This is a genomic window from Pseudomonadota bacterium (assembly GCA_039196715.1).
In the GTDB taxonomy this organism is placed as follows: Bacteria; Pseudomonadota; Gammaproteobacteria; order CALCKW01; family CALCKW01; genus CALCKW01.
Map to the genome: position 1 here is coordinate 1 of JBCCUP010000048.1, position 23,421 is coordinate 23,421.

Consider the following 23,421-nt stretch of genomic DNA (forward strand, 5'->3'; position numbering starts at 1 on the left):
GCAACTGCTCGAGATGATGGGCACCAGCGGCCGCGACCAGGGCGCGCTGCGTGCGGAGGACCTGCCAGCTGCCCTCGATCGCCTGAAGGCGGCCTTGTCGCAGCGGCCGGACTCCGACGAGACCGACCCGGATGCCGATGAGGACGACGAGGCGGATGCCGTGTCGATCAACCGCCGGGCCGTGCCCGTGCTGGACCTGCTCGAGCGCTGTGTCGCCAGCGGCGGCTATTTCATGTGGCAGGAGAAACGCTGACCGTGGACCTCTCACACTACACCACCGAACGCGACGGTGGCGTCAGCGTGTCGCGCGAACAGGCGAGCCGGTTTGCCAAGTCCGTCGCCGGTGACTTCAACCCGATCCACGACCCTGACGCGCGGCGCTTCTGTGTGCCGGGCGACCTGCTGTTCAGCGTGTTGCTGCACCGCATCGGCCTGCACCGTCGGATCGCCGTCGATTTCACCGGCATGGTCGACGAGCACGACACACTGCGCGTCGACCACACACCCGAACGCACCGCACTGGTCGACGGCGACAAGACCTTTCTCGACGCCAACCACCACGGTGCGCTGCCCGCCGAGCCAGCCGCGGTTGCCGCGCTGACCGCCGCCTACGTCAGCTACTCGGGCCAGACCTTCCCGCACATCCTGGTGCCGCTCTGGCGGGCGCACGGCGTGATGGTCAACCCGGCGCGGCCGATGGTGATGTACCGCAGCATGCAGTTGCAGCTCGAGCGGGCCGACCTTGCATCGGTGACACTGCTGCCCCGCAACGCCAGCATGAACGTGGACGGCAAGAAAGGCGCAGTGACGCTGCCCTTCGACGTGGCCAACGCTGACGGCACCCTGGTCGGCCATGGGGAAAAACACATGCTGCTCAGCGGCCTGCGCGCCTGGGAAGACGACGCCGTCGACGGCATTGTCGAAGCCTACGACGCCGCCAAGCGGGCCTGGCCCAAGCCGGCCTGAGCGCGACCACGACGAGACGACGCGAGATGACGATCGCCCTGCACCGCCTGTCCGACCTGAGCACCGCCGAGCGCGCGACGCTGCTGTTGCGCGCGGACGACGCACTCGACCCGTTTCTCGATGCCGTCAAGCCGATCATCGCCGCGGTGGAGGCCGAGGGTGACACCGCCCTGGCCCGCTTTGCCCGCGAGTTCGACAAGGCGCCGGTGGCGGTGGACGAGCTGGCCGCGACGCCCGCTGACGTCGCAGCCGCGTTTGATGCGCTCGACCCTGCCCTCGTTGACACGCTCGGCTACGCCGCCGACAACATCCGGCGCTACCACGAGCAACAGAAGCCGCAACCGATGTGGATGACCGAGATTCGCCCCGGCGTGGTGGTCGGTGAGCGGCACGCGCCAATCGATTCGGTCGCTTGCTACGCGCCGCGCGGCAAAGGGTGTTTTCCGTCGGTCACGCTGATGACCTGCATCCCGGCGGTGGTCGCCGGTGTGCCGACCCCGGTGCTGCTCAGCCCGCCCGGCCCGGACGGTGGCATCGACGCAGGCACACTCGTGGCGGCCAAGCTCGCCGGTGTCGAGCAGGTCTACAAGGTGGGCGGCGCTCAGGCCGTCGCCGCGGTCGCCTTCGGGACCGAGACCGTGCCGCGTTGCCGCAAGATCCTCGGCCCCGGCAGCCCGTGGTTGGTTGCGGCCAAACGCCTGCTCGCCGGGCGCATCGACGCCGGCCTGCCGGCCGGACCGTCCGAAGTCATCGTGCTCGCGGATCCGACCGCCAACCCGAATATTGCAGCCCTGGACCTCCTGATCGAATCCGAGCACGGGCCGGACAGCTCGGCTTTCCTGGTCACCTGGTCCGAGTCGGTCGCCGAGCGGGTGCGCGCCAAGGTGCCCGCGTACTGGGCGCACATGAGCGACACGCTCTCGGGGTACTCGCGCGAGGTGCTCGGTGGCACCCGCGGCGGTGTCGTGCTCGCCGACGGGCCAGAGGACGCCTACGCCTTCGTCAACGACTACGCGCCCGAACACCTGCAGGTGCTCTCGAAAACCCCGTGGGAACACCTCGCGCACATCCGCAACGCCAGTGAGATCCTGCTCGGCGAACACGCACCCGGCTGCATCGCGAACTACATGATGGGCCCGAATTGCGTGCTGCCGACGGGCGGCGGCGCACACACCTGGTCACCGCTCAACGTCGGCGATTTCATGAAGTCGCAATCGATCGGCCACATGACCGAGACCGGCTACCGCGAAATGGCCCCGCACACCGAACGCTTCGCCCGCTACGAGGGCTTCGACGCGCACGCCAATGCGGTCAGCGCGCTGCGCGATGCCGCGCACCGCGAGCTCGACTGAACCACCCAGGCGGCTCAGGGGCAGAGGTCGCCGTTCACGCGCAGCGCCACACTGGCTGCCGCAGACGTATCCTCGTAGCGGAAGAAGACCATTGGCGACGCGCTGAAGTCCTGCGAGAGGTCGGCGCCGCACACGGTGCCGTCGCCGTCGACATCGAGATCGACATCGAGGTAGTGGCCGAGGGTGGACGTCACGCCTGTCTGGAACGCGATCCGCTGGAAGTCCGAGTCGTCGACGTGTAGCACCAACGTCGCGCTCGCGGGTACGGGCTCGACCACCGACAACAAGGGCGTCGCAGCCACGTCCGCCACCATGCGGTCGTAGCCGTACACGGTGATGCGCACGCGGGCTTCGCACGGGAGCGCCGCCGGCACATTGCGGAGGTCAACCGCAATACGGTGGCTGGCCGCCGGGTCACCGGTGCCGGTGCCCGTTGCCGGACCACAGTGACGTGCGACGGTGGCGTCGCCGCCGTCAGTCGACTCGCTCAGCGGCGTGCTGTCGCAAGCCGCGAGTCCGACGAGTCCGCACACCGTCACCACCTTTCTGCACAACGTTTTCACGTCACACCTCCTCCAGATCCGCGCCATCGGACACGGCGTTGCTGACACCCGATGACGCAGGGCACCGCGCAGCGACCTCGATACGGGCCAGACCGAGCCAGGTCGCCAGAGCACGCAACTGCCGCGCCATCGCCGGCACCAGCGCGTCGAGGTCTGCACCGGGCTCGGCGTAAAGCCCAGGCACGTCGAGGCAGCCGTCGGCGCGGTTGGCGCGCATGTCGGCGCGCCCCTGGATGCGGTCGCCGAGCAGAAACGGCAACACGTAGTAGCCGAACTGGCGTTTGGCGGCGGGCACGTAGATTTCGATGCGGTAGTGAAAGTCAAACAACCGCAAGGCGCGCGGGCGGTACCAGACGACCGGGTCGAAGGGGCTCAGAAAACAGGCCGCCTCGAGCCGCCGCGGCCGCCGAGCACCCGGCAGCTGGTAGGCCGGCTGTGTCCATCCCTCGACCTCGATCGCCTGCAGGACACCGTCCTCGACCAACTCTGCCACACGCGGCCGGGCGTGCGGCATGCTGAGGCGAAAGTAGTCCGCGAGGTCGTCGAGCGTGCCCAGGCCCAGACACGCGGCCGCGCGTTGCAGCAGCGCGCGGTGCTGTGCCTCAACAGGTGCAGCCGAGCCACGCGCACCGTGCACCCGCTCGGGCAGGTCGTACCAGGTGATGAAGCGCGCATCGCGCCGAGCGATCGCAAGCCGACCCTGGCCGAAGAGGCACTCGAGCGCGATCTTGCCCTTGGGCAGGCCCCACCACGGGCCAGTGCGTTTGCCCGGGTCACGTAAGGTCTGCACCGACTGCGCGCCGTGCTCCGAGATTTCCGCGAGCACGGCGTCGAGGTAACCCGCGTTCTCGGCCGCAAAAGTCGCGAGGCCCTTGTAGCGCAGGGTGTCGTGCCGGAACTGCAAATCGCCGTAGAGTGCGCGCGGCGTGATCGCCGCCTCGTGGGCCAGAAACTCCACGTTCTCGCCCGACAACCACAACCAGTCGTCCAAACAGTCTCGCGAGTAGGGTCCGAGCCGCGAGAACACCGGCAGAAAATGCGAGCGGCACAGCACGTTGACCGAATCGAGCTGCAGAACGCCCATCTGTTCGAGCACGCGACGAAAGTGCGCGCGCGTCACCCGCGCGCCACGCACAGGCGCGCCAAAGCCCTGCGCCGCCAGTGCCATGCGGCGCGCCGTGTCGAGCGAGAGCGCTATGGCGTGTAGACCCGGTTGGGCGGCAGGTGAACGGACACCGTGTCGCCGGGCGCGATCCGGCCCGGGCGCTCGACCCAGGCCGTGACCCCGCGTCGTCCGATGGCCGCCCGCACAAAGCCGGCGCCGTGGCCGGGGTGGTGTGACTCGATGACCTCGCCCGGGAACGTGCAGGGCTCGTTCTCCATGTCGACCACGAGCGCCGCACCGCTCGGAAACAGTAAGCGCGTCGACGGCGGCAACTCGGTGAGTTTCGGGATGCCGCTGATGAGAAGGTTGGCGCCGACCCAGGCCGGATCGATCGTGTCGAGTCCAAGGTCGGTGGCGATGCCCGCGAGGTCCTCGGCCGCGAGGATGGACACCTGCCGCGTGTTGCGTATCTCGGTGCCAACCGGGTACTGGCGCCGCACCCGCACGCACGACGCGCGCGTCAGGCCATGGTGCACGTCGCCCGGGAAGCCGCCAAAGTCGGCGTCGACCGACGCGACCGGCGCGGTGCAGAGTGTGGTTTCGTCCGCGTTGATCAGCACGGCGTCGGCCGTGCCGGCGATGTCCGACGGAATCAGTACCGCCATGGCGTCGGCCCTCCAGTGAATGCACTACCACGCAGCGCCGGATTTTTAGATGCTTTCGTCACGCGTTGAAGAATCGAGCGAAAACAGCGATTTGTGAGAACCGCAGCCCAGTGTACGTAGTGGTACAGGCCAGCAGTGGAAGCGCAGCAATGCGTACGACGCCCGCACAGTTTGCAGCCGATTATCCGGCTCGTGACGACAGCATCTAGCCACGGCGAACATAGGGCAGCAGGAAGACGAAGCAAGCGACCAGGAAGAACAGCCCGCCGATCAGGCTTGGTAAATCCCCGCTGCGCCAGCTCGAGGCAATGAAGCCGCACGCCGAGAGGATGAACAGCACCCACCCTGCAATTTCACACCGCGTTTTGAAACGCGCCGAATCCGTCGTCACCTCAGTCCCCTCCCAGCCAGGTTCGCAGAACGATGTAGCTGCCAAGCAGCAACAGCGCCATCAGCACGGCGCGCCGGAACTGCAACTCGGACAGGCGGCGTCGCAACCGACCGCCGAGCCAGAGCCCGCACGCCGCGGGCAGTACACCAAAAGCCGACAACCCGAGCAACGTCGGTGTGGCGACACCCCGACTGCCGAAGGCGAGCAACAGCCCCACGGTGGTGAGCGTGAACATCATCCCCTGGCATTGAACCTGCCGATCGCGTCCGAGTTGCAGGGCTTGGAGGTACATCACGCCGGGCAGGATGAAGAGCCCGCTGAGGCCGGTCATGACGCCCGAGACCAGACCCATGACCGGGTGGCTCCAGCGCGTCGTACGGGCGCTCGGCACCGGCCACCTTGGCGTTGCGAGCCCGACCAACGCGTAGAGCACCACCAGAGAACCGATCACGAGGGTCAGGGTATCGGGTGCGAAGGTGCCCCGCCAGAGCACACCGAACCACAGCGTCACCGCGGTACCGGCAAAGAAAAACCGCAATTCCCGCAAGAGGGTGCGAAAGTGGCCGCCCACCGCGGCCTGCCACACGTTGGTCACGAGCGACGGCAGCAGCATGAGGACGACGGCGGGGTCCGGGCCAAGCGCAAAGGTCAGCAGGGCAATCGACACCGTCGGCAGACCGAGGCCGACCACCCCCTTGACCGTGCCGGCGAGCAGAAACACCCCGCTCACGAGCGCGATCAGTCCAGGGTCGACCGCACCCACGCACGCTCACCCGGCCAGGGCGTGTTCGAGGTCGGCGATCAGGTCGTCGACTGCTTCGATACCGACCGAGAGGCGCAGCAGGTCGTCGGGCACCGGGCTGTCCGGCCCTTCGATACTCGCGCGGTGCTCGATCAGGCTCTCCACACCGCCGAGCGAAGTCGCCGGCAGAAACACCCGGCAGCGGGTCGCCGCCGCCAACGCGGCGTCGCGCCCGCCGGCGACCCGCAGCGAGAGCATGCCACCGAAGCCGCCGCGCATCTGGCGCACGGCAACGGCGTGGCCGGGGTGCGACGGCAACCCCGGGTAGAGCACCGTGTGGACCGCAGGGTGGCCGTCAAAGTGCTGCGCGATCGCGAGCGCGTTACCGCACGCCGCACGCACCCGCAGCGCGAGCGTGCGCAAGCCGCGCTGCAGCAGCCAGGCCTCGAAACTGCCGAGGATGCTGCCGGTGCTGCTGCGCACGTCGATCACGCGCATCCAGAACGCATCGTGTTCGCGGCACACGGCGACACCGGCGACCACGTCAGAGTGGCCGTTGAGGTACTTGGTTGCGGAGTGGAAGACGATGTCGGCGCCGAGCGTCAGCGGTTGGGTCAGCAGCGGTGTTGCCACGGTGGAATCGACCACCACGCGTGCACCGGCCGCGTGCCCGAGCGCCACCGCCGCCGCGATGTCGATCACGTCCCAGGTCGGGTTGCACGGGGTCTCGATCCAGAGGAGCGCCGTCGGCGCCTCGCTGAGCGTGCGTTCGAGTGCACCGGATTCGGTCGCGTCGAAAAACGCGAGGTCGAGGCCGAAGGTCGCGCAGTACCGGATCATCCACGCGCGCAGGCCGTGGTACATCACGCGCGGAGCGACGATGCGGTCACCCGGGCGCAGCGCCTGCACCACGGCGGCACCGGCGGCGGTGCCGGAGGCAAACAGGCGCGCGTCAGCGCCCTGTTCGAGCTCGGCCAGCAGGCGCTCCGCAGTCTCCCAACTCGGCGAGTCGTAGCGCGCGTAGGTGTAGCGCGGGTCGCGCAGGGCATAGTCGCCGTCACGCGCAAAGGTGGCGCTCGGTTGCCAGGCTGCGACCACGCTGCCGTCGCGCGCATCGGGGGTCAGTCCGGCGTGCGCGAGCACAGTGTCAGGCCGGTGTCGTGGCGGTGTTGACATGGCTGGCACTCCGATCAAAAAGCCATGGTACACCAGCGATTCCGTGGCCTGACGACGCTGCCCGGCGGCGGGCAACGGCGAACGGTTCGCATGCGTTCAGATGCCGAACGGCACGCCACCGCTGACCGGCAAGTTGACGCCGGTGATGTACTGCGCGGCCGGGCTCACGAGAAATGCGACGGCCTCGGCCACGTCCTCGGGCGTGCCCGCGTCACCGGTGGCCACCGCGCGGTACCGCGCCGCTTTGACCGCCTCGAGCGACGCGCCGGTCTCGCGCGCGAGTCGGGCGTTGGCGGCGGCGTGCATGTCGGTGTCGATGAACCCCGGGCACACGGTGTTGCAGCGGATGCCGTCGCGTCCGAACTCGGCCGCAAGCGTCTTGCTGAAGCCCACCAACGCGTGCTTCATCGCGGTGTAGGCGCCGAAGCCCGGCTCGGCACCGAGGCTTCCGGTCGAGCCGATGTTGACGATGCGACCCCACCCGGCCGCCTGCATGTGCGGTATCACGGCGCGCGCCAGCGCCACGGGACCGAGCAGGTTGACCGCAAAGCTCGCCTGCCACTGGGCCGGTGTGGCCTCGAGAAACGCACAGGCGCCAGCGAGTGACCCGGCGTTGTTGACGAGCACGTCGACGCCGCCGAAGCGCGACGTGAGCGCGCCGACGACGGTTTCGATCGCAGCGAGGTCACTGACGTCGAGCGTGGCTGGCTCGGCGGACCCACCCGCCGCGGCGATGGCGTCGACCACATTCGCGAGACGCGTTTCCCGAGAGACACTGCCGCCGTCTTCGACGCCCTCCCCGCCGAGGTCCGAGACCACGACGTGGGCGCCGGACCGCGCGAGGCGCTCGGCCACCGCCCGTCCGATGCCGCGCGGCGCGGACGCGCCGGTTACCAGTGCCACCTTGCCTGCCAGATCGTGCATCGCCGTGCCCTCGTCGGTGTTCCTGCCGGTGATGCGTGCACCGGCCCGAATTTCAAGGTGCGTGTGGTGCGTTGGCTTTTCCACAGGCGAAAAAAAACCCGGCCAGAGTGACCGGGTTTGCCGTGGTGGCCGACGGTGTCGGCGAACGATCAGGCACGCCAGAACGGCTTGTTCGCTTCACGCATCACATCGCCCGGCGTCAGGCCGATGTCCTCTGCCATCCGCGCGTCCATCTGGGCGAGCTTGTTGCGAGAAGCGGAGCGGTCCATCCACAGGCCGACAGTGCGCTTGGCCACGTCGAACAGGCCGGTTGAAACGGTGCCGCCGAGGCGTGCTGCGTTGCTCAGAGAAGTCATGTTGGTCTCCCGTTGTGTGGTTTTTCCGAACCTCCAATCTAGCGGCGGTTCGGGTCATTTCGAGAGGCTAATCTAGTGCCTGGTTCAAACCAAAACAGATACAGTTTTAGCGATTGTCAACCGTAACAGTTTGAACGCGCTAAACTGGTTGCCAGATCCACTTAAATTGCATCCATACTGCTGAATACCGCATGCAAGAACACGGCAAACACCTGTACGAAAAAGTGGCAGAAGTGGTCGGAAATATGGTGCAAAGCGGCACCCTCCGACCCGGCGAGAAAGTGCCGTCACTCCGGGCGCTGAGCCGCAAGCTCAAGGTCAGCGTCGCCACCGTCATGCAGGCCTACCTGCTGCTCGAGAACCGCGGCCTGATCGAGTCTCGCCCACAGTCCGGTTTTTATGTGAAAGTCAGCCGCGAACGGCTCCCGCCGCCTCGGCAGAAACGCAACCGCACCCAGGCCCCGCGCAAGGTGCAATTCGGCAACACGGTCGAGACGATCTTCGGCCTGGCCAACCAGCCCGACGTGGTGCCGCTCGGCGTCGCCAACCCCGCGCCCGCGCTCTTGCCGGTCGCCGCGCTCGGCCGCGCCGTGCGCGATGTCATGGCGCGCCAGAGCGCGCACGCGATCAGTTACGACTTCCCCCCGGGCGAACCGGAGCTGCGCCGCCAGATCGCGCTGCGCAGCGCGGACCTCGGCATCGAGGTCGACGCCGATGAGGTGTTGATCACCAACGGCGCCACCGAGGGTCTGATGGTCGCGCTGCAGAGCGTGGCCAACGCCGGCGACGTGATCGCCGTGGCTGCGCCGGCCTATTTCACCGTGCTGCAAATGATCGAAAAGCTCGGCATGCTCGTGGTCGAGGTCGAGTCGGACCCCCACACCGGCGTCGACCTGTTCGCGCTGGAGGGTTGGCTCGAACGCGAGGCCATTGCCGCCATGGTGGTGTGGCCGAATTTCGCCAACCCCACCGGCGCGCTGATGTCGGATGAGAACAAGGCGGCGCTGGTGCGGCTGTGCAACGCGCACAACACGCCATTGATCGAGGACGACGTGATGGGCGACCTGTCCTTCTCGGGCGATCGACCGCGCAACTGCAAGGCCTTTGACACCGGGGGCACGGTCATCACCGTGTCGTCCTTTTCCAAGACACTGGCGCCGGGCTTTCGCATCGGCTGGACACTCGGCGGGCACTACCACGCCGACCTCATGCAGCAAAAGCAACTCAACAGCTCGGCCGCCAACAGCCTGAGTCAGCTCGCGGTCTCGCGCTTTCTCAAGGAGGGCCACTACGACCGCCACCTGGTGCGCTTGCGGCGCGCGTACCAGCAGCAGGTGCAGCACCTGCGCTTCGGCATCGCCGAACACTTCCCGGAGGGCACCCGCGTGTCGGACCCGAGCGGCGGCTTCGTCGTCTGGGTCGAACTGCCCTCGCAGGTGGACTCCCAGACCGTCTACGACAAGGCGCTGCGCGCCGGCATCAGTGTGACCCCCGGGTTGCTCTTCTCCTCGACCGGGCGGTACAACAACTACCTCCGGCTCTGCGCCGGCCACCCGTGGAGCGACGCCATGCAGAACGGCATCGAGACCCTCGGCCGCATCGTCGGTCGCCTGGCCGCGTGAACACCCGCGCGGCCGCCACAATCGCCCTGAGCCTGGCACTGGTCGGTTGCGACGAGGCGAGCGTCTCGGGCTGCCTCGGCCCGCTGTGTTTCGTCGGCAGCACCGAGAGCGCGTGCGACGAACTCGGCCACTGCCTCTGCCCGACCGCCGACACACTGGACGCGGCGGTCGCAAGCACCGTGAGCGCTGTTCGGGCGACGGCCCGCAGCTGCGGCACGCTCGGCTTCAACCCGACGGCGGGCGTGGCCTGGAACGCCACCCTCGACCTCGCCGCGACGAACCACGCCGACGACATGCGCGCCTTTCAGTTCACCGACCCGACCGGCTCGGATGGTCTGAGCGTGACCGACCGCGTGGCCGCGGTGGCCACCCCGACCTTCCCGTACGACCGAACGCTGCACCAGCTCGTCGCCGAGGGCAAACCGTCGCTCGATGCGGTGATCAACACCTGGCTCGACACGCCCGCCGCGTGCGCCAGCCTGATGGCCGTGGACGTGTCTCAGGTCGGCATCGCCTGCGCGGGCAACACGGCGGTCACGGCGCGCGAACCGAACCGCTGGAGCCTCGTACTGGGCGGAGACTGAACTGGTACCATCGACCGTTTGCAGACTGCACGAGGACCCGCCGGGTGGATTTCAGCTCCGAGATAGACCGCCGCAACAGCGACAGCGCGAAATGGCGCCTCTACAAGGACCGCGACATCATCCCGCTGTGGGTGGCCGACATGGACTTTCCGGTGGCGCCCGAGATTGCCGCGGCCCTGCAGGCCCGGCTCGACCACGGGGTATTCGGCTACGCAGACGCGACCGAGTCGGTGGTCGAAGCCACCCTGAAGCACCTCCAGGACGACTACGGCTGGACCGTGGACCCGAATTGGCTGGTGTGGTTGCCCGGTGTGGTACCGGGCCTCGCGATGGCCTGTCGCACCTGCTGCGACGCCGGCGATTCCGTGCTGGTGTCCTCGCCGGTCTACTACCCGTTCCTGGTGGTGCCGGAGGTCGCCGAGCGCACCGTCTGCGACGTGCCGCTCAAGCGCGAGGACAACGGCCACTGGCACTACGACCTCGACGCGCTCGAGCGGGCGGCAGCCGACCCGCGGGCGCGCATGATCATCCTGTGTTCCCCGCACAACCCGGTCGGACGCGTCTACTCGCCCGACGAGCTCGCCGCCGTGGTCGAGATCGCGGCGCGCCACGGCCTCACTGTCGTGTCCGATGAAATCCACGACGGCCTGGTGCTTGAACCGGGTGTGTCGTTCACACCGACCGCGATGGCTGCGCCAGCACACGCCGAGCGCATGATCACGCTGATGAGCCCGAGCAAGACCTTCAACCTCGCCGGCCTGAACGCCTCCTACGCGGTGATTCCCGACGAAGACACCCGCACGCGTTTCCGTCGTCACATGATGGGACCGGTGATCCGACCGAGCCCCTTTGCCCTGGTCGCGAGCGAGGCCGCATACCGCGACGGCGGCGCCTGGCGCGCCAAACTGATCGAGACGCTTCGGGCCAACCGCGACCGGCTGCTCGCCGCGGTCAACGCCCTGCCCGGCGTGCACATGGACCCGATGGCGGCCACCTACCTCGGCTGGATCGACGTCAGCGCCCTGCGGCTCAATGACGCACCGTCGTGGTTCGAGGACAAGGGCCTGGGTTTCTCACCCGGTGCGCCGTTCGGCGACGACCGCTTCGTGCGGTGGAACTTCGGCTGCCCGGCCGCCACGTTGGACCGCGCGATCGCGCGGTTCGAGACGGCGGTGTCCGAGCGCGCGCGCGAACTTGGCCTCCGCTGACCCACAAGCGGGCCGAGCGCGCCCGGTCACCCGCCAGCAGCGGCCGCGCTGATGCCGCTCTGGATCACCTGCACGTTGCTCGCGGCCGGCCTGCAGGCCGTGCGCACCGCGGCGCAGAAGCAGCTTGCGACCACCCTCTCACCGATGGGCGCAACAGCCGCGCGCTACGTGTTCGGACTGCCGGTCGCGGCGGCCTACCTCGGCGTCCTGCTCGTCAGCCAGGGCGACAGTGTGCCGTCGCTCAACGGCCGCTTTGCCGCCTTTGCCATCGCCTCGGGGGCGCTGCAGATCTTCGCCACCGCGGCGATGATCACGGTGTTCTCACGCCGGAACTTTGCCGTCGGCACGGCCTTCGCCAAGACCGAAGCGCTGCAGTCGGCACTCTTCGGATTCATCTTCTTCGGCGCTGCGCTTGGCGCACTGGACTGGGCCGCCGTCGCCATCGGCGTGGCCGGCATGCTCGCACTCAGCGCCAACCAGATTGCCGGCGGAAAGTGGCGCAACCCGAGCACGCTTTACGGCATCGCCAGCGGCGCCGCCTTCGGCTTCACGGCCCTCTGGCTGCGGGAGGCGAGCCTCGCGCTCGACGGCAGCCCGCTGGTGACAGCGGCGACCACACTGGTGTTCATGGTCGCGGTGCAGACCGCCATGTGCGTCGCCTGGCTGGCCCTGCGCGAGCCCGGCCAGCTGCGCGCGTTGGCGCAGCGCCACCGCGTCGGGTGGTTCGTTGGGCTCACCAGTGCACTTGGCTCCGCGGGCTGGTTCACCGCCATGACACTCGAGAACGTCGCCTTGGTGAAAACGGTCGGACAGATCGAAATCCTGTTCACACTCGCGATCACGCGGCGTTTCTTCAAGGAGGCGATCAGCGGCGTCGAATACCTCGGCATCGCACTCGTGGTGTTGAGCGTGGTGCTGGTGGTGGTTTGAGCCAACGACGGCGCCCGACTTCAGCGCGTTAGGCGTGTCTCGACATCACGGAGCGCCGCAGCGCCGTTTGCGGTGACGCTGATCACTGCCACGCCGCCGGCACGCAACTCGCGCTCGAGCCGGAGCGCTGTCGCCTTCGGGGCAAAGAACGCCTCGATGTTCGGCAGCGTGATGCCCGGCGGTTCGTCGGCGCCTCGGCTGCGCTGGTGGTCGATACGCCCACGCACGAACAGGCCCGTTTCGGGTGGCGCCAACGCTGCGTCGGTCCAGACATGCAGACCCTCCCCGCCCGGCACCAGGCTCAGGTAGACGACCTCGCCGTGCCGCAGGGCGTCCCAATCGGGCGACAACGTCTCCGCGGCGGCGTCCGTGTCGTAGCGTAGGATCGCGTAGTTGCCGCGAAACAGCGAACGCGGATCCACCGGCACGGTCGCGACGCGAACGGTCTCGCCGGTCCAAAGCGGCAACGCCGCGCCAACCTGCATGCCGACCAGCACGGCCACCTGCAGCAACACGGCGGCAACCAGCCCGGCGACGGTACGCGCACGGCTCACGTGTCGTCCCCGAGGCGCTGACGGGTGCGCCAATACCGCGCCGCACCCAGCAGCACGCAGGCCATGACGATGAACAGCGCCGCCGTGCCGACGTAGTCGCCAATCAGGTCGATGTACCGCAACAAGGCCAGCAGCACGATGGCCGCAACCCCGAGAAAGAAGGCTTGCGATTCCCCGTCGCGCACACCCGCGACGACGAGCCAGACCGCGAAGGCGACGATCACGAGGTTGCTCAGCACCTGAAACGCCAGCGCGTGTTCAGGCTCGGCGAGGTTCGCAACCGCGGCAAACACCGCCATGGCCGACCCGACCGCCGCGCTGACGGGGACCGCCTTGCCGACACGCTGGCCCACGAGCAGCGCCGCCACGGCCAACACCGCAACCACAGCCCACATACTGCCCTGGTGCGCCCAGTCCGCACGGATCAGGCTACGCCAGGGACCGTGGTAACTCAGCACGAAGAGGGTGAAGAGCGCGAAGCGCAGAATCCAGAGCGAGAGCACCGTGGCGTAGTCCCGCGCCGTGCTGCCCGGCTGCGCGTTGAGTCCGTGCGAGACGGCGTAGGCCAGCGCAAAATACGCGACGCCCACCGGCAGCTGTTCGGCGTGCCAGGCCAACCCGGTGGGACCGTCGGCCCAGTGGGCACTGAGCGAAGCCTCGAGCCAGAAGCCGAGGCTACCGACGAGCGCGAGAAACAGCAACACGCTGCGCCGCCCTGCCCACAGCACGTACCCCGCCGACACCAGAAAGAGCGCAAAGGTCATCGGGTAGTACCCGAGCTGCAATTCAATGAACGACCAGATCGCCGCGAGGCACAACACCAGCAGCGCGAGACCGGGGCTGCGCAGCAACAGCGCGGCCGGCAGGCCGCCCAACGCCCACCAGAACACCCCGTCGGGCATGTGTTCGCCGAGGTGGTAGATCTGGGCGATCAGGATGATCGACGCACCGTACACCAGGGTGCCGAGACCGAACAGGCGCTCGGCCGCGCGGTCCCGACCGCGCTGAAACAGCCAGAGCGCAGCCCCGTTGACCGCGACGGTCAGGCACAGCAGCCCGCCCATGCGCAACGCTCTCGGCAGCGTGTCCCAGTTGGCGCTGAGCAGCGTAATCAAGGCCAGGCCAATGAAGCCGTAGCCGAGCACAACCAGCACGCGGTAGCCGCGCGCGGCCTGGCTGGCAACCGAGTAGTCGGCCCCGTAGACCGCACAGATGGCCTCGGCCTGCTGCCGTGTGATCAGGCCCTGTTCAACCCACTGTGCGCTCTCGCGTGCGAGGTCGTTTTTTAACAGGCGAATCAGTCGCATGGCGGTGCCCGCCCCCACGGAAGGAGTGACCGACCAGCGGGGCGCGTTGGACCGCCGCAGCCGTTATTGCAAGCCTAGGCCGAATGTCGAGGGCTGACAATACACCAGATGGGTCACACCGGACGGGCGACGTCCGCGTCCGTTCAGTGCGCCGGCAGCGTGAGCTCGCCGCTGTCGAGGGCCTCGAGCAAGGACACCGTCATGCGCGCCGTGGCACCCCAGAGGTTCTCGCCGTCGTAGTCCTTGAAATACACCACCGGCCGGTTGCGCCAGAGACGGCTCCAGCGGTTCTCAGGCTCGCGCAGCCACGCGAGCGGCATGCTGAACAGCCGCGCCACCTCGGCCGTTTGCAAGACCGGTTCGAACTCGCCGTCGAGCACAGCGACCACCGGCGTCACAACGTAGCCGGTGCTGGTGTCGCTGTCGGGCAGGTGCATGAGCACGTGCAGCTTCTCACGTGGCAAGCCGATTTCTTCTTCTGCCTCGCGCAGCGCGGTGTCGGTCATGTCGGTGTCACCGGCCTCGACGCGTCCACCGGGGAAGGCCACTTGCCCGCTGTGGCGGTCGTCGTTGCGCGTGCTGCGCCGGATGAACAACACGTGCCAGGCGCCGGCCTTGCGGGTGAGCACAATCAGAACAGCGGCGAGCGACGGAGCGGCGTGCGTGTTGGTGTCGGCGGCGCGGGGAGACGGGGACATCATCTGACTATAGCGCCTCACGCAGCCGGGGGAGTTACCCCTTGGGAACCGGCAACGCCCGAAGAGTTCAGCCCTGGCGGCAACAGCGCACAGGGCTGATGAAGCGCGACAACGCTGTCGCACGGCGCCGCAGCGTGGCCTACCGCATGGTCACGAGTTCTTCCGAGCTGGTCGGGTGAATCGCCACCGTGTCGTCAAAATCGGCCTTGGTGGCGCCCATGCGCACAGCAACCGAGAAGCCCTGGACCATCTCGTCGACACCGTGGCCGATCGCGTGCACTCCGACGATCTTCTCGTCGTCACCCACGGTGACCAGCTTCATCGCCGTGGGCGGCGCGCTGTCCTCGAAGGTGTCGATCATCGGCGTGAACCGCGTCTGGTAGACCGTGACCGCGGCGTCGCCGTACTCGGCACGTGCCTCGGGCTCGGTCAGACCGACCGTGCCGATTGGCGGGTGCGAAAACACCACCGTGGCGATGTTGTTGTAGTCGAGTTTGCGCTCGGGCTTGCCACCGTAGAGCCGGTCGGCCAGACGGCGTCCGGCCGCGATCGCGACCGGGGTCAACTGGGCCCGGCCGGTGACGTCGCCGATCGCAAAGATGCCTTTTGCCTCCGTCTCCTGCCACGCGTCGGTCGGGATGTAGCCGCCTGCGTCGGTGGCAACACCGACCGCATCGAGGTTCAGCGACGCCGTCAGCGGGCGACGCCCGACCGCCCAGATGACTGCGTCGAAAGGCGCGAGCTCGCGCGCGGTATTCTCGACGACGATGCCGTCCGCAGTACGCGCGAGCGCGGTGGGCGTGCACCCGGTGACAAGTTCCACGCCCTGGTGTCCGAGCGATTCGACCAACGCGTCGGTGACCAGCGGGTCGAAATTGCGCAGCGGGGCGTGTTTTCGCACCAGCAGGCTCACGTCACTGCCGAACGCGCGCAGCACACCGGCGAGTTCCACGGCGATGTAGCCTGCACCGACCACGGCCACGCGCTGCGGTCGGTTGACGAGCTCGAAGAAGCCGTCGGACGTCATGCCGAGCTCCGCGCCGGGGATATCGGGCACGGTCGGTGTGCCACCGGTTGCGATCACCAGGTGGTCGGTGGTGTAGCGCTCGCCGTTGACCAGCACCGTGCCGCCCCCGTCCGGGTTTGCGCTCTCGAGCACGGCGTCGCCGCGGATCGGTGTCACCTGATTGTCCGCGAGGTAGCCGTCGTACCAGGACTCGATGCCGCGGATGTTCGCCTCGCGTTTGGCGACCAGCGCACCCCAGTCGACGCCGTTGAGCGTGACGTCGATGGCGTACCCTTCGGCGCGCTTGATGGCGCTGAGCTGTTCGGCGCCGAACCACATCATCTTCTTCGGCACGCAGCCACGGATGACACAGGTGCCCCCCATCCGGTCGCGCTCGATCAACGCGGTACGGGCGCCGTAACTGGCGGCACGCTGCGCAACGGACAGTCCGCCGCTGCCGCCGCCGATGGCGATCAGGTCAAAGTGCTTGTCGGACATGTCATCTTCGCTCGTGTGGTGGTGGTTCTTGGAGTTCTGGCATTATGGCGTGGCGCCCAATGCCCGCAACCTCAGCCCATGACTGACAGTTCCCTGTCGCCAGATATCCCCACGCGGCTCTTCGCCAACTGGCGCGCCCGCCTGCCGGATTTCTACGCGCTGACGCGCATCGACCGGCCGATCGGCATCCTGCTGCTGGGCTGGTCAATGCTCTGGGGCCTTTGGGTAGGTGCGGACGGCTGGCCGGGATTCAAGCTGTTCGTGATTTTCTCGCTCGGCTGCGTGCTCACCCGCTCGGCCGGGTGCTGCATCAACGACTACGCCGACCGGCACTTCGACGGCCACGTCGCGCGCACCGCCAAGCGGCCGCTGGCCACCGGCCGGGTGCTGCCGAGCGAGGCGCTCTGGCTCGCCGCCGGCATGACCGGCCTCGCCGGCCTGTTGGTGCTGTTCACCAACGCGACCACCGTCCAGCTCGCCCTGATCGCAGCCGCCCTGGCCGCCGTCTACCCGTTTTGCAAACGTGTCACCCATTTGCCGCAACTGGTGCTCGGTGCGGCGTTCGGCATGAGCATCCCGATGGCGTTTGCCGCCACCACGGGCAGCGTGCCGGCTGTCGGCTGGGCGCTTTTTGCCGTGTCGCTGCTGTGGTCGACCGCGTACGACACCCAGTACGCGATGACGGACCGCGACGACGACATCAAGATCGGCATCAAATCGACCGCGATCCTCCTCGGTCGGTGGGACGTGCTCGCCGTTGCCGCGATGCAGGCGGCCGTGATCGCCGGGCTGGCGGCCATCGGGCTTGGTCTCGGTTACGGGGTGTTCTGGTGGCTCGGTCTGCTGGTTGCAGCGGGCCTCGCGGTCTACCAGATCGCGCTGATCCGCGACCGCGATCCGGCGCGCTGTTTCACCGCGTTCCTCAACAACCACTACCTCGGCATGGCGGTCTTCGCCGGGCTCGCCGTCGACCGCGCCCTCGCCGGCTGACCCCGATGACGCTCTCGCACACCGACGCGGTTGCGCGGCTGATCGCAGCACACCGCGCCGCTGCCGCAGACGGACCGCCCGACGACGCCGACGTGCTCGCCTCGCTGCAACTCGCGGCCAGCGGCCTGCAGAAGGCCGATTGGCGCGAGTCCGACCCCGCACACCCGGTTCAGGTCGTGGTGTTCGGCCCGACCCAGTCGGGCAAGAGCACCGCCGTCAACCTGTTGCTTGACGCCGAGGCGGCCGGGGTGTCGGCGCTCGCGGGCCACACGGTGCACGCGCAGGCCTTCCACCAGGGGCACACCGGCACGGCGCAGCTCGACACCTTCTTCGAGGGCTACGAGGCGACGACCCCGGACGCGCTGACGGCCGAGGCCCTCGCGGTGTGGTCCAGCCAGGCGGTGGCCGGTGGCGACGCCCCGAGGACCGTCTGGGACACACCCGACTTCGACTCGCTGCGCTCGGACACCTACCTCGATGCCGTGGCCCGCAGCCTCGGTCTCGCCGACGTGCTGCTGCTGGTGGTCAGCAAGGACAAATACGCCGACCACCGCGTCTGGGAGTGGCTCGACCTGGTCGCGCCGCTCGGCAAACCGCTCGTCGTGTGCGTCAACAAGGTGGACGAGTCCAGTCGAGAGGTGGTCGTTGAGGCCCTGCTCGCCCGGCTCGCGTCACACCCGGCCGGCGACCCCATGCCCCAGGTGGTGTTGATGCCGTGGTTCGACGCCGAACAGGGCCCACCCGAACTGGAGGTCACGGCCTTGCGGCGGGCAGTCGACGACGCCGTGCAACAGGCGCGCGCGCGCCCCGCACGGGCTGGCGCGCAGGCCCTGATCGAGCGCTGCTGGTCGCGCTGGACCGACCCGCTGGCGGCCGAACTCGGCGCGCGCGCCGCCTTTCGCGCCGAAGTGCAGGACAGCGCCGACCGGGTGCTCGCGGTCTACCGCAGCGATTTCCTCGAGCACCCGGAACACTACGAAACCTTCCAGGCCAGCCTCGCCGAGATGCTGCAGTTGCTCGAGGTACCGGGCCTCGCGGGCGTGCTCGGTCAGACGCGGCGTCTGGTGACCTGGCCGGTGCGCACCGTGTTCGGTCTTGCCAAACGCAGCCGCAGCAGCACACGACCCGAGAGCTACGAACTCAGCCTGTTGCAAGACCGGCACAGCGAAGCGCTGGCCGGTCTGATCGACTTCGCCCTGGTCGAGGCAACCTCGGGTGGCGATCGCGCCGACTGGTGGCGCGCAGCGAGCCAGCGGTTGCGCGCCGACCGCGCCGACCGGGAAGCGGCATTCGAAGCCGAAATCGTGCGATATCGACGGGATTTCGAACCGGAGATCCAGGCCGCAGCCCAGCAGCTTTACGCGGGCCTGCAGGATCAACCCGCCGTGCTCAACAGTCTGCGTGCCGCGCGCTTCACCGCCGACGCGGCGGGCGTCGCCTTTGCGGTCAAAACCGGTGGCGTGGGCCTCGCCGACCTCGCCATCGCGCCTGCGATGCTGTCGGTGACCACGCTGTTGACCGAGAGCGCGCTCGGGAAGTACATCGACACGGTGATGAACACACTGCGGGACAAGCAATTCGATGCCGTCAGGACGCGCCTGATCGACGCCGAGTTCGTCGCCGGCATGGACCGGGCGCTGGACGCACTCGACGGGCCCGGCCTCTACCGTGTCGACGAGGGCGATTTCCAGGCGATCGCCGCTGCACTGGGACACGCTTCATGAGTGACGTGAACACCACACTGAACGCCATGCAGGCCTGGTCCGCGCGCGCCCACGAGCAGGGCTGGCTGCCCGATACCGTGCACGCGGCGATCCTGAACCACACGCCGCACGACCCGACAACACTCTTCGCCGACGGTGCGGTGTCGCCGCTGGTGTTGGCCTTCTTCGGCGGTACTGGCGTCGGCAAGAGCAGCCTGCTCAACCGCCTGGCAGGCGAAGACGTCGCGCGAAGCAGTGCCATCCGGCCAACCTCGCGTGAGGTCACGCTCTACGTGCACCAGGACGTGGCGCTCGCCGACCTGCCCGAGGGCATCCCGGTTGAGCTCACCACAGTCACACGCCACCGACAGGACGCGCACCGCAACACCCTCTGGATCGACACGCCCGACATCGACTCGGTCGTGACCACCCACCGCGACCAGGTGTTGGCCTGGCTGCCGTACATCGACCTGCTGGTCTACGTGGTCAACCCCGAGCGCTACCGCGACGACGCGGGTTGGGACCTGTTGAAGGCGCACCGCCACCGTCACGCCTGGGCCTTCGTGATCAACCACTGGGACCGCGGTGACCCGGCTCAGCGCGACGATTTCGTGAACGTGCTCGCGCGCGCGGCGTTCGAGAACCCGGCCGTCTTTTGCACCGATTGCCGTGACGGCGGCGCACCCGACGACGACTTTGACGCGCTGCAGGCACACGTGGCCTCGCACAGCGACGCCATGGCAATTGCGGCGGCACGCCAACGCAGCGAGGCCACCGAGCAGGCGGCGCAAGCGGCGTTGCGCGACGCCTGCCGCGACGCCCTCGGCACGGACGCGGCCTGGTCCGAACTCGAGCGTGCCCTCGCGCGCAGCCAGGCGGCATTCGCGGCGCACTGCGAGACCGACACCGCCATCAGCCGGGAGCACCTGCTGCACCGGCTCTTCCCCACAGACCCACCGCCGTTCTGGCGACAGGTGCTCGGTGACACCGACCGACCCGCCACGGCCGTGTCCGAGGTGTCGCTCTGGACCGAGCGCAGTCAGTCGCGTCTGGCGGGCCGCCTGGACGAGCTGCTGATCGCCGCCAGCGATCGGCACCTGCCGACCGTGCCGCTGCGACGCGCACTGCAGCGGGCCACCGAAGACGCCGGTGTGGACATCGACGGTCAGGCGACCCAGGCGCTCGTTGCTGCACTGGAACAGCCGGGCACCGCGCTCCAACGCGCCGCGGTGACACTGGCCCAGGGCGTGACAATCGCGCTGCCTCTGGTGGCCCTGGTCTGGGTCGGTTGGCGGGTCGTGCAGGGCTTTGTTTCCGGGGCCGCCGACGAGACGGCGTACCTCGGCTTCGATTTCCTGACCAACAGCGCCATGCTGATCGCGCTCAGCGCCGCCCTCCCCGCGGTGGTCGCTGCGGCGGTGCGGCCGTCACCGCGCCGCGCAGCCCAACGGGCCCTGCACCGCGGCGTCACCGCGGGCTGCGCCGCCATTGACCAGGGGCTGGCGGAACAACTTGCGCGAGTCAAAGCCGAACGCGACCGGTTGCTCGAGACGCTCTGAGCCGCTGCCTGAGCCGCTACCCGGGCCAACCGCCGCGTCAGACAACTGACGCAAGCCGCCCGACGCGGCTCACACCGCCCGCCCCGCACCCGGTACGCGGGCCAGACACAGGACCGTGACCGAGCCGTAGCCCGCGCGTTTGCACGCGCGTGATAACGCTGCGAGCGTTGCCCCGGTGGTGTAGATGTCGTCCACCAGAATCGCGTGGCGCCCGGCCTCGGGCACCGTCGGCACGGTGAAGGCATCGCGCAGATTCCGCCGCCGCGCCGGGGCGTCCAACCCGACCTGTGACACGGTGTCTCGCACCCGCATCGCCCCCGTCCGACACTGCAGGTTGCGGGCGCGTGCGACGTCGCGCGCCAACGACGCCGCGTGGTTAAACCCGCGTTGTGCAAGGCGTTTTCGGTGCATGGGCACCGCCAGCACGTCGCCCTGCGCACCCGCGGGCAGCGCGTCGACCAACAGCCTGCCGCAGAGCTTGCCAGCACAGCGATCGCCGGCGTACTTGAACCGGTGGATCAGGTGGTCAATCGGCATCTCGTAGCGCAGCGCTACCCATGCCGCGTCCCAGGGCGGCGGTTTTTGCAAGCACTGCCCACAGCAATCGCCGTGGGCGAGTTCAGTTGCACACAATCGGCAACAGCGGCCAACACGCGGCAAGTCGTTTCCGCAGCTTTGGCACAGATCCTGAAACGCGTGTCCCCGAGCGTCGCAGAACCAACACCGGTGAGGCCACGCTTCCTCGATCACACGGCGGCACTGCGCCAGGGCACCGCGAACACCGCATCGCTCAGGCACCGTTGCCACCTCCGCTCGACGGAAGTGAGCTTGCCGACGGAACTGCGCAGTAATCACTTTTTCCGTGGATCAGAACCACACCGATAGCCGACCCGACGTGAACTGCACACGCGCAGCGCAGCCGGCCTATCACTGGAGTTTTACACAATGCAAAAGGCAATCTTGGTTTCGGCACTGGCAGCCACGCTGTACGGCTGCGGCATAACCCCGAAAAGTGCGGCCGACGCATGCGCGCCGGGCGACGGCTACGTCGTCGACGGCAGCGGGGACACCATTGTGCTGACGGCAGCCGGTGAACGACTGCGTACAGGCTACTGGAAAGCTGATATTCACGGTCCGGACTGCGAAGCCGAAACCGCCGTCCCGGTGACAGCGACCACATCGGACGGAGACGGCGACGGTGACAGTGACGACACCGACAGCGACACCGCTGCGGCGGCCGGTTCTGGCGAAGTGGAACGCGTGCGCATCGACGCCCGTGTGTTGTTCGGCTTCGACAGCGCGGTCCTGACCGACGCGGGCAAGATCGAACTCGACCTGTTGATCTCCGACATGCAACAGCTCGACGCCATCGAGAGTGTGCTGGTGATCGGCCACACCGACAGCATCGGCTCGACCTCATACAATCAGATGCTTTCTGAGCGGCGCGCTGCCAGCGTGCGGGACTACATCGCCGCAAACCTCAGCATCGACGACATCACGGCCGAAGGCCGCGGCGAGGCCGAACCGATTGCCGACAACAGCACCGAAGCCGGACGCGAACGCAACCGCCGCGTGGAAGTGCTGGTCGACGGCACCACCGAGGACGCCCAGCAAGTGGCCAAGGAGCCGGTGGAAAACAAGGTCTCCGAGCTGATCAAGAAACTCACGGGCGGTTGACCTGCCGACCGCCGCGCGGCGCACACCGCGCCCGCGCGCAGCGACCCGAGAGGGCGGCCACCGGCCGCCCTTTTTTGTGCCGGCGATCACGTCAGCCACCCGCGCTCGGCCAACGACACCGTGTCGGACACACCGACGACGAGGTGGTCCAGTACCCGCACCGACACCAGCGCCAGTGCGCGGCGCAGGGCGCCGGTGATGTCACGGTCGGCCGCGCTCGGTTCCGCGCAGCCACTCGGGTGGTTGTGCGCAAAAATCACCGCGGCGGCGTTGACCGCAAGAGCCCGCTTGACCACCTCGCGCGGATACACGCTTGCACTGTCGAGCGTGCCGCGGAACAGCACCTCGAAGGCGAGCACCCGGTGACGGTTGTCGAGCCACAGGCAGGCGAACACCTCGTGCGACAGGTGCGCGAGCTCGGCACGCAGCACGTCGGCCGCAGCATGGGGGTTGTCCAGACCGGTGCGGGTGTCTACCGCAGCCCAGAGGCACCGGCGGTTGATCTCGGCGCACGCCTGCAACACCGACCAGGTCGCCTGACCGACACCGGGCTGCGCGCACAGGGCTGACTGGTCGGCCGCCATCACCGCACGCAGTCCCCCGTGGACCGCCAACAGGTTGCGCCCGAGCGACACCGCGCTGTGGCCGCGCACACCAGAGCGCAACAGGATCGCCAGCAGCTCGCCGTCACTCAGGCTGGCGACACCGCGCGCCAGCAGTTTCTCCCGTGGCCGCTCAGACGCTGGCCAGTGCCGTATGCCCACCCCGAACCTCCTGGGCAAGCACGGTAGCAAGTGCGGCGTGTGTCGGCGTCTCCAATCGGGAGATGCCGCACGGCGGGTTGG

The 23,421-nt window shown here is 68.3% G+C and carries 25 protein-coding genes; 11 read left to right on the plus strand and 14 right to left on the minus strand.

Annotated features, from left to right (window positions below; translation table 11 throughout):
• The 3 genes from AAGA11_15345 to hisD form a co-directional block, all read left to right on the plus strand.
• Nucleotides 1-253, plus strand: a 253-nt coding sequence (locus tag AAGA11_15345) for a DUF1840 family protein (protein MEM9604241.1), incomplete at its 5' end; no start/stop codon positions are given.
• A gap of 2 nt (nt 254-255) precedes the next feature.
• On the plus strand, nt 256-966 hold the full coding sequence (locus tag AAGA11_15350) for a DUF3581 family protein (GenBank protein ID MEM9604242.1): 711 nt from the start codon (nt 256-258) through the stop codon (nt 964-966).
• 26 nt (nt 967-992) lie between these two features.
• Nucleotides 993-2,318 carry a histidinol dehydrogenase gene (gene hisD / locus AAGA11_15355; GenBank protein MEM9604243.1) on the plus strand — a complete coding sequence of 442 codons (1,326 nt, stop codon included), beginning with the start codon at nt 993-995 and terminating at the stop codon, nt 2,316-2,318.
• Nucleotides 2,319-2,332: 14 nt separating this feature from the next.
• On the opposite strand, the gene AAGA11_15360 is transcribed toward hisD, so the two are convergent.
• The 8 genes from AAGA11_15360 to AAGA11_15395 form a co-directional block, all read right to left on the minus strand.
• A complete protein-coding gene (locus AAGA11_15360) occupies nt 2,333-2,881 on the minus strand; it encodes a hypothetical protein (GenBank protein MEM9604244.1) in 549 nt (182 codons plus the stop codon).
• Nucleotide 2,882: 1 nt separating this feature from the next.
• Nucleotides 2,883-4,049: a crosslink repair DNA glycosylase YcaQ family protein gene (locus AAGA11_15365; GenBank protein MEM9604245.1), complete on the minus strand. Its 1,167-nt coding sequence runs from the start codon at nt 4,047-4,049 to the stop codon at nt 2,883-2,885.
• Between the two features lie 26 nt (nt 4,050-4,075).
• On the minus strand, nt 4,076-4,651 hold the full coding sequence (locus AAGA11_15370) for an MOSC domain-containing protein (protein ID MEM9604246.1): 576 nt from the start codon (nt 4,649-4,651) through the stop codon (nt 4,076-4,078).
• Between the two features lie 205 nt (nt 4,652-4,856).
• Nucleotides 4,857-5,042, minus strand: a complete 186-nt coding sequence (locus AAGA11_15375; protein ID MEM9604247.1) for a cytochrome oxidase subunit III — start codon at nt 5,040-5,042, stop codon at nt 4,857-4,859.
• 1 nt (nt 5,043) lies between these two features.
• Entirely contained in the window at nt 5,044-5,772 is a 729-nt protein-coding gene (locus AAGA11_15380) for a sulfite exporter TauE/SafE family protein (protein MEM9604248.1), read from the minus strand.
• A gap of 39 nt (nt 5,773-5,811) precedes the next feature.
• On the minus strand, nt 5,812-6,960 hold the full coding sequence (locus tag AAGA11_15385; GenBank protein ID MEM9604249.1) for a PLP-dependent aspartate aminotransferase family protein: 1,149 nt from the start codon (nt 6,958-6,960) through the stop codon (nt 5,812-5,814).
• A 96-nt stretch (nt 6,961-7,056) separates the two neighbouring features.
• Nucleotides 7,057-7,968, minus strand: a complete 912-nt coding sequence (locus tag AAGA11_15390; GenBank protein ID MEM9604250.1) for an SDR family oxidoreductase — start codon at nt 7,966-7,968, stop codon at nt 7,057-7,059.
• Between the two features lie 65 nt (nt 7,969-8,033).
• A complete protein-coding gene (locus AAGA11_15395; protein MEM9604251.1) occupies nt 8,034-8,240 on the minus strand; it encodes a DUF1127 domain-containing protein in 207 nt (68 codons plus the stop codon).
• Between the two features lie 191 nt (nt 8,241-8,431).
• On the opposite strand from AAGA11_15395, the gene AAGA11_15400 reads away from it, so the two are divergent.
• The 4 genes from AAGA11_15400 to AAGA11_15415 are packed head-to-tail and all read left to right on the plus strand — an operon-like array spanning nt 8,432 to nt 12,584.
• Entirely contained in the window at nt 8,432-9,862 is a 1,431-nt protein-coding gene (locus AAGA11_15400) for a PLP-dependent aminotransferase family protein (GenBank protein ID MEM9604252.1), read from the plus strand.
• Nucleotides 9,859-10,446, plus strand: coding sequence for a CAP domain-containing protein (locus tag AAGA11_15405; GenBank protein ID MEM9604253.1), 588 nt, complete (start codon nt 9,859-9,861; stop codon nt 10,444-10,446). The genes AAGA11_15400 and AAGA11_15405 overlap by 4 nt, the downstream gene beginning before the upstream one ends.
• A gap of 44 nt (nt 10,447-10,490) precedes the next feature.
• Nucleotides 10,491-11,654 (plus strand): PatB family C-S lyase, encoded by a 1,164-nt coding sequence (locus AAGA11_15410; protein ID MEM9604254.1) that lies wholly within the window; start codon nt 10,491-10,493, stop codon nt 11,652-11,654.
• A gap of 51 nt (nt 11,655-11,705) precedes the next feature.
• Nucleotides 11,706-12,584: a DMT family transporter gene (locus AAGA11_15415; protein MEM9604255.1), complete on the plus strand. Its 879-nt coding sequence runs from the start codon at nt 11,706-11,708 to the stop codon at nt 12,582-12,584.
• Nucleotides 12,585-12,604: 20 nt separating this feature from the next.
• Here AAGA11_15415 and AAGA11_15420 read toward each other — a convergent pair whose 3' ends face one another.
• The 4 genes from AAGA11_15420 to gorA form a co-directional block, all read right to left on the minus strand.
• Nucleotides 12,605-13,138 carry a GDYXXLXY domain-containing protein gene (locus tag AAGA11_15420; protein ID MEM9604256.1) on the minus strand — a complete coding sequence of 178 codons (534 nt, stop codon included), beginning with the start codon at nt 13,136-13,138 and terminating at the stop codon, nt 12,605-12,607.
• Nucleotides 13,135-14,445, minus strand: a complete 1,311-nt coding sequence (locus tag AAGA11_15425; protein ID MEM9604257.1) for a DUF2157 domain-containing protein — start codon at nt 14,443-14,445, stop codon at nt 13,135-13,137. The genes AAGA11_15420 and AAGA11_15425 overlap by 4 nt, the downstream gene beginning before the upstream one ends.
• Nucleotides 14,446-14,588: 143 nt before the next feature.
• Nucleotides 14,589-15,143, minus strand: coding sequence for a CoA pyrophosphatase (locus AAGA11_15430; GenBank protein MEM9604258.1), 555 nt, complete (start codon nt 15,141-15,143; stop codon nt 14,589-14,591).
• Between the two features lie 139 nt (nt 15,144-15,282).
• Nucleotides 15,283-16,647 carry a glutathione-disulfide reductase gene (gorA, locus tag AAGA11_15435; protein MEM9604259.1) on the minus strand — a complete coding sequence of 455 codons (1,365 nt, stop codon included), beginning with the start codon at nt 16,645-16,647 and terminating at the stop codon, nt 15,283-15,285.
• A 78-nt stretch (nt 16,648-16,725) separates the two neighbouring features.
• On the opposite strand from gorA, the gene ubiA reads away from it, so the two are divergent.
• From ubiA to AAGA11_15450, 3 genes are read left to right on the plus strand one after another with little or no spacing between them, the layout of a single operon-like run.
• The gene (gene ubiA / locus AAGA11_15440; protein MEM9604260.1) at nt 16,726-17,637 is read left to right on the plus strand and encodes a 4-hydroxybenzoate octaprenyltransferase; all 912 of its coding nucleotides are present in this window, start codon (nt 16,726-16,728) and stop codon (nt 17,635-17,637) included.
• A 5-nt stretch (nt 17,638-17,642) separates the two neighbouring features.
• Complete coding sequence (locus AAGA11_15445) at nt 17,643-19,361, plus strand: GTPase domain-containing protein (protein MEM9604261.1); 1,719 nt, start codon at nt 17,643-17,645, stop codon at nt 19,359-19,361.
• The gene (locus AAGA11_15450; GenBank protein MEM9604262.1) at nt 19,358-20,899 is read left to right on the plus strand and encodes a GTPase domain-containing protein; all 1,542 of its coding nucleotides are present in this window, start codon (nt 19,358-19,360) and stop codon (nt 20,897-20,899) included. The genes AAGA11_15445 and AAGA11_15450 overlap by 4 nt, the downstream gene beginning before the upstream one ends.
• A 69-nt stretch (nt 20,900-20,968) precedes the next feature.
• Here AAGA11_15450 and AAGA11_15455 read toward each other — a convergent pair whose 3' ends face one another.
• Nucleotides 20,969-21,487: a ComF family protein gene (locus AAGA11_15455; protein MEM9604263.1), complete on the minus strand. Its 519-nt coding sequence runs from the start codon at nt 21,485-21,487 to the stop codon at nt 20,969-20,971.
• A 357-nt stretch (nt 21,488-21,844) separates the two neighbouring features.
• On the opposite strand from AAGA11_15455, the gene AAGA11_15460 reads away from it, so the two are divergent.
• Nucleotides 21,845-22,576: an OmpA family protein gene (locus tag AAGA11_15460; GenBank protein ID MEM9604264.1), complete on the plus strand. Its 732-nt coding sequence runs from the start codon at nt 21,845-21,847 to the stop codon at nt 22,574-22,576.
• Between the two features lie 86 nt (nt 22,577-22,662).
• On the opposite strand, the gene radC is transcribed toward AAGA11_15460, so the two are convergent.
• Nucleotides 22,663-23,340, minus strand: coding sequence for a DNA repair protein RadC (gene radC / locus AAGA11_15465; protein MEM9604265.1), 678 nt, complete (start codon nt 23,338-23,340; stop codon nt 22,663-22,665).
• Nucleotides 23,341-23,421 lie beyond the last annotated feature (81 nt).

Bases quoted from the DNA above. Each gene is read 5' to 3' on its own strand.
- hisD (MEM9604243.1), top strand. From the start codon at position 993: ATGACGATCGCCCTGCACCGCCTGTCCGACCTGAGCACCGCCGAGCGC.
- AAGA11_15365 (MEM9604245.1), bottom strand. From the start codon at position 4,049: ATGGCACTGGCGGCGCAGGGCTTTGGCGCGCCTGTGCGTGGCGCGCGG.
- AAGA11_15370 (MEM9604246.1), bottom strand. From the start codon at position 4,651: ATGGCGGTACTGATTCCGTCGGACATCGCCGGCACGGCCGACGCCGTG.
- AAGA11_15385 (MEM9604249.1), bottom strand. From the start codon at position 6,960: ATGTCAACACCGCCACGACACCGGCCTGACACTGTGCTCGCGCACGCC.
- AAGA11_15395 (MEM9604251.1), bottom strand. From the start codon at position 8,240: ATGACTTCTCTGAGCAACGCAGCACGCCTCGGCGGCACCGTTTCAACC.
- AAGA11_15400 (MEM9604252.1), top strand. From the start codon at position 8,432: ATGCAAGAACACGGCAAACACCTGTACGAAAAAGTGGCAGAAGTGGTC.
- AAGA11_15415 (MEM9604255.1), top strand. From the start codon at position 11,706: ATGCCGCTCTGGATCACCTGCACGTTGCTCGCGGCCGGCCTGCAGGCC.
- AAGA11_15425 (MEM9604257.1), bottom strand. From the start codon at position 14,445: ATGCGACTGATTCGCCTGTTAAAAAACGACCTCGCACGCGAGAGCGCA.
- AAGA11_15430 (MEM9604258.1), bottom strand. From the start codon at position 15,143: ATGTCCCCGTCTCCCCGCGCCGCCGACACCAACACGCACGCCGCTCCG.
- gorA (MEM9604259.1), bottom strand. From the start codon at position 16,647: ATGTCCGACAAGCACTTTGACCTGATCGCCATCGGCGGCGGCAGCGGC.
- ubiA (MEM9604260.1), top strand. From the start codon at position 16,726: ATGACTGACAGTTCCCTGTCGCCAGATATCCCCACGCGGCTCTTCGCC.
- AAGA11_15445 (MEM9604261.1), top strand. From the start codon at position 17,643: ATGACGCTCTCGCACACCGACGCGGTTGCGCGGCTGATCGCAGCACAC.
- AAGA11_15450 (MEM9604262.1), top strand. From the start codon at position 19,358: ATGAGTGACGTGAACACCACACTGAACGCCATGCAGGCCTGGTCCGCG.
- AAGA11_15460 (MEM9604264.1), top strand. From the start codon at position 21,845: ATGCAAAAGGCAATCTTGGTTTCGGCACTGGCAGCCACGCTGTACGGC.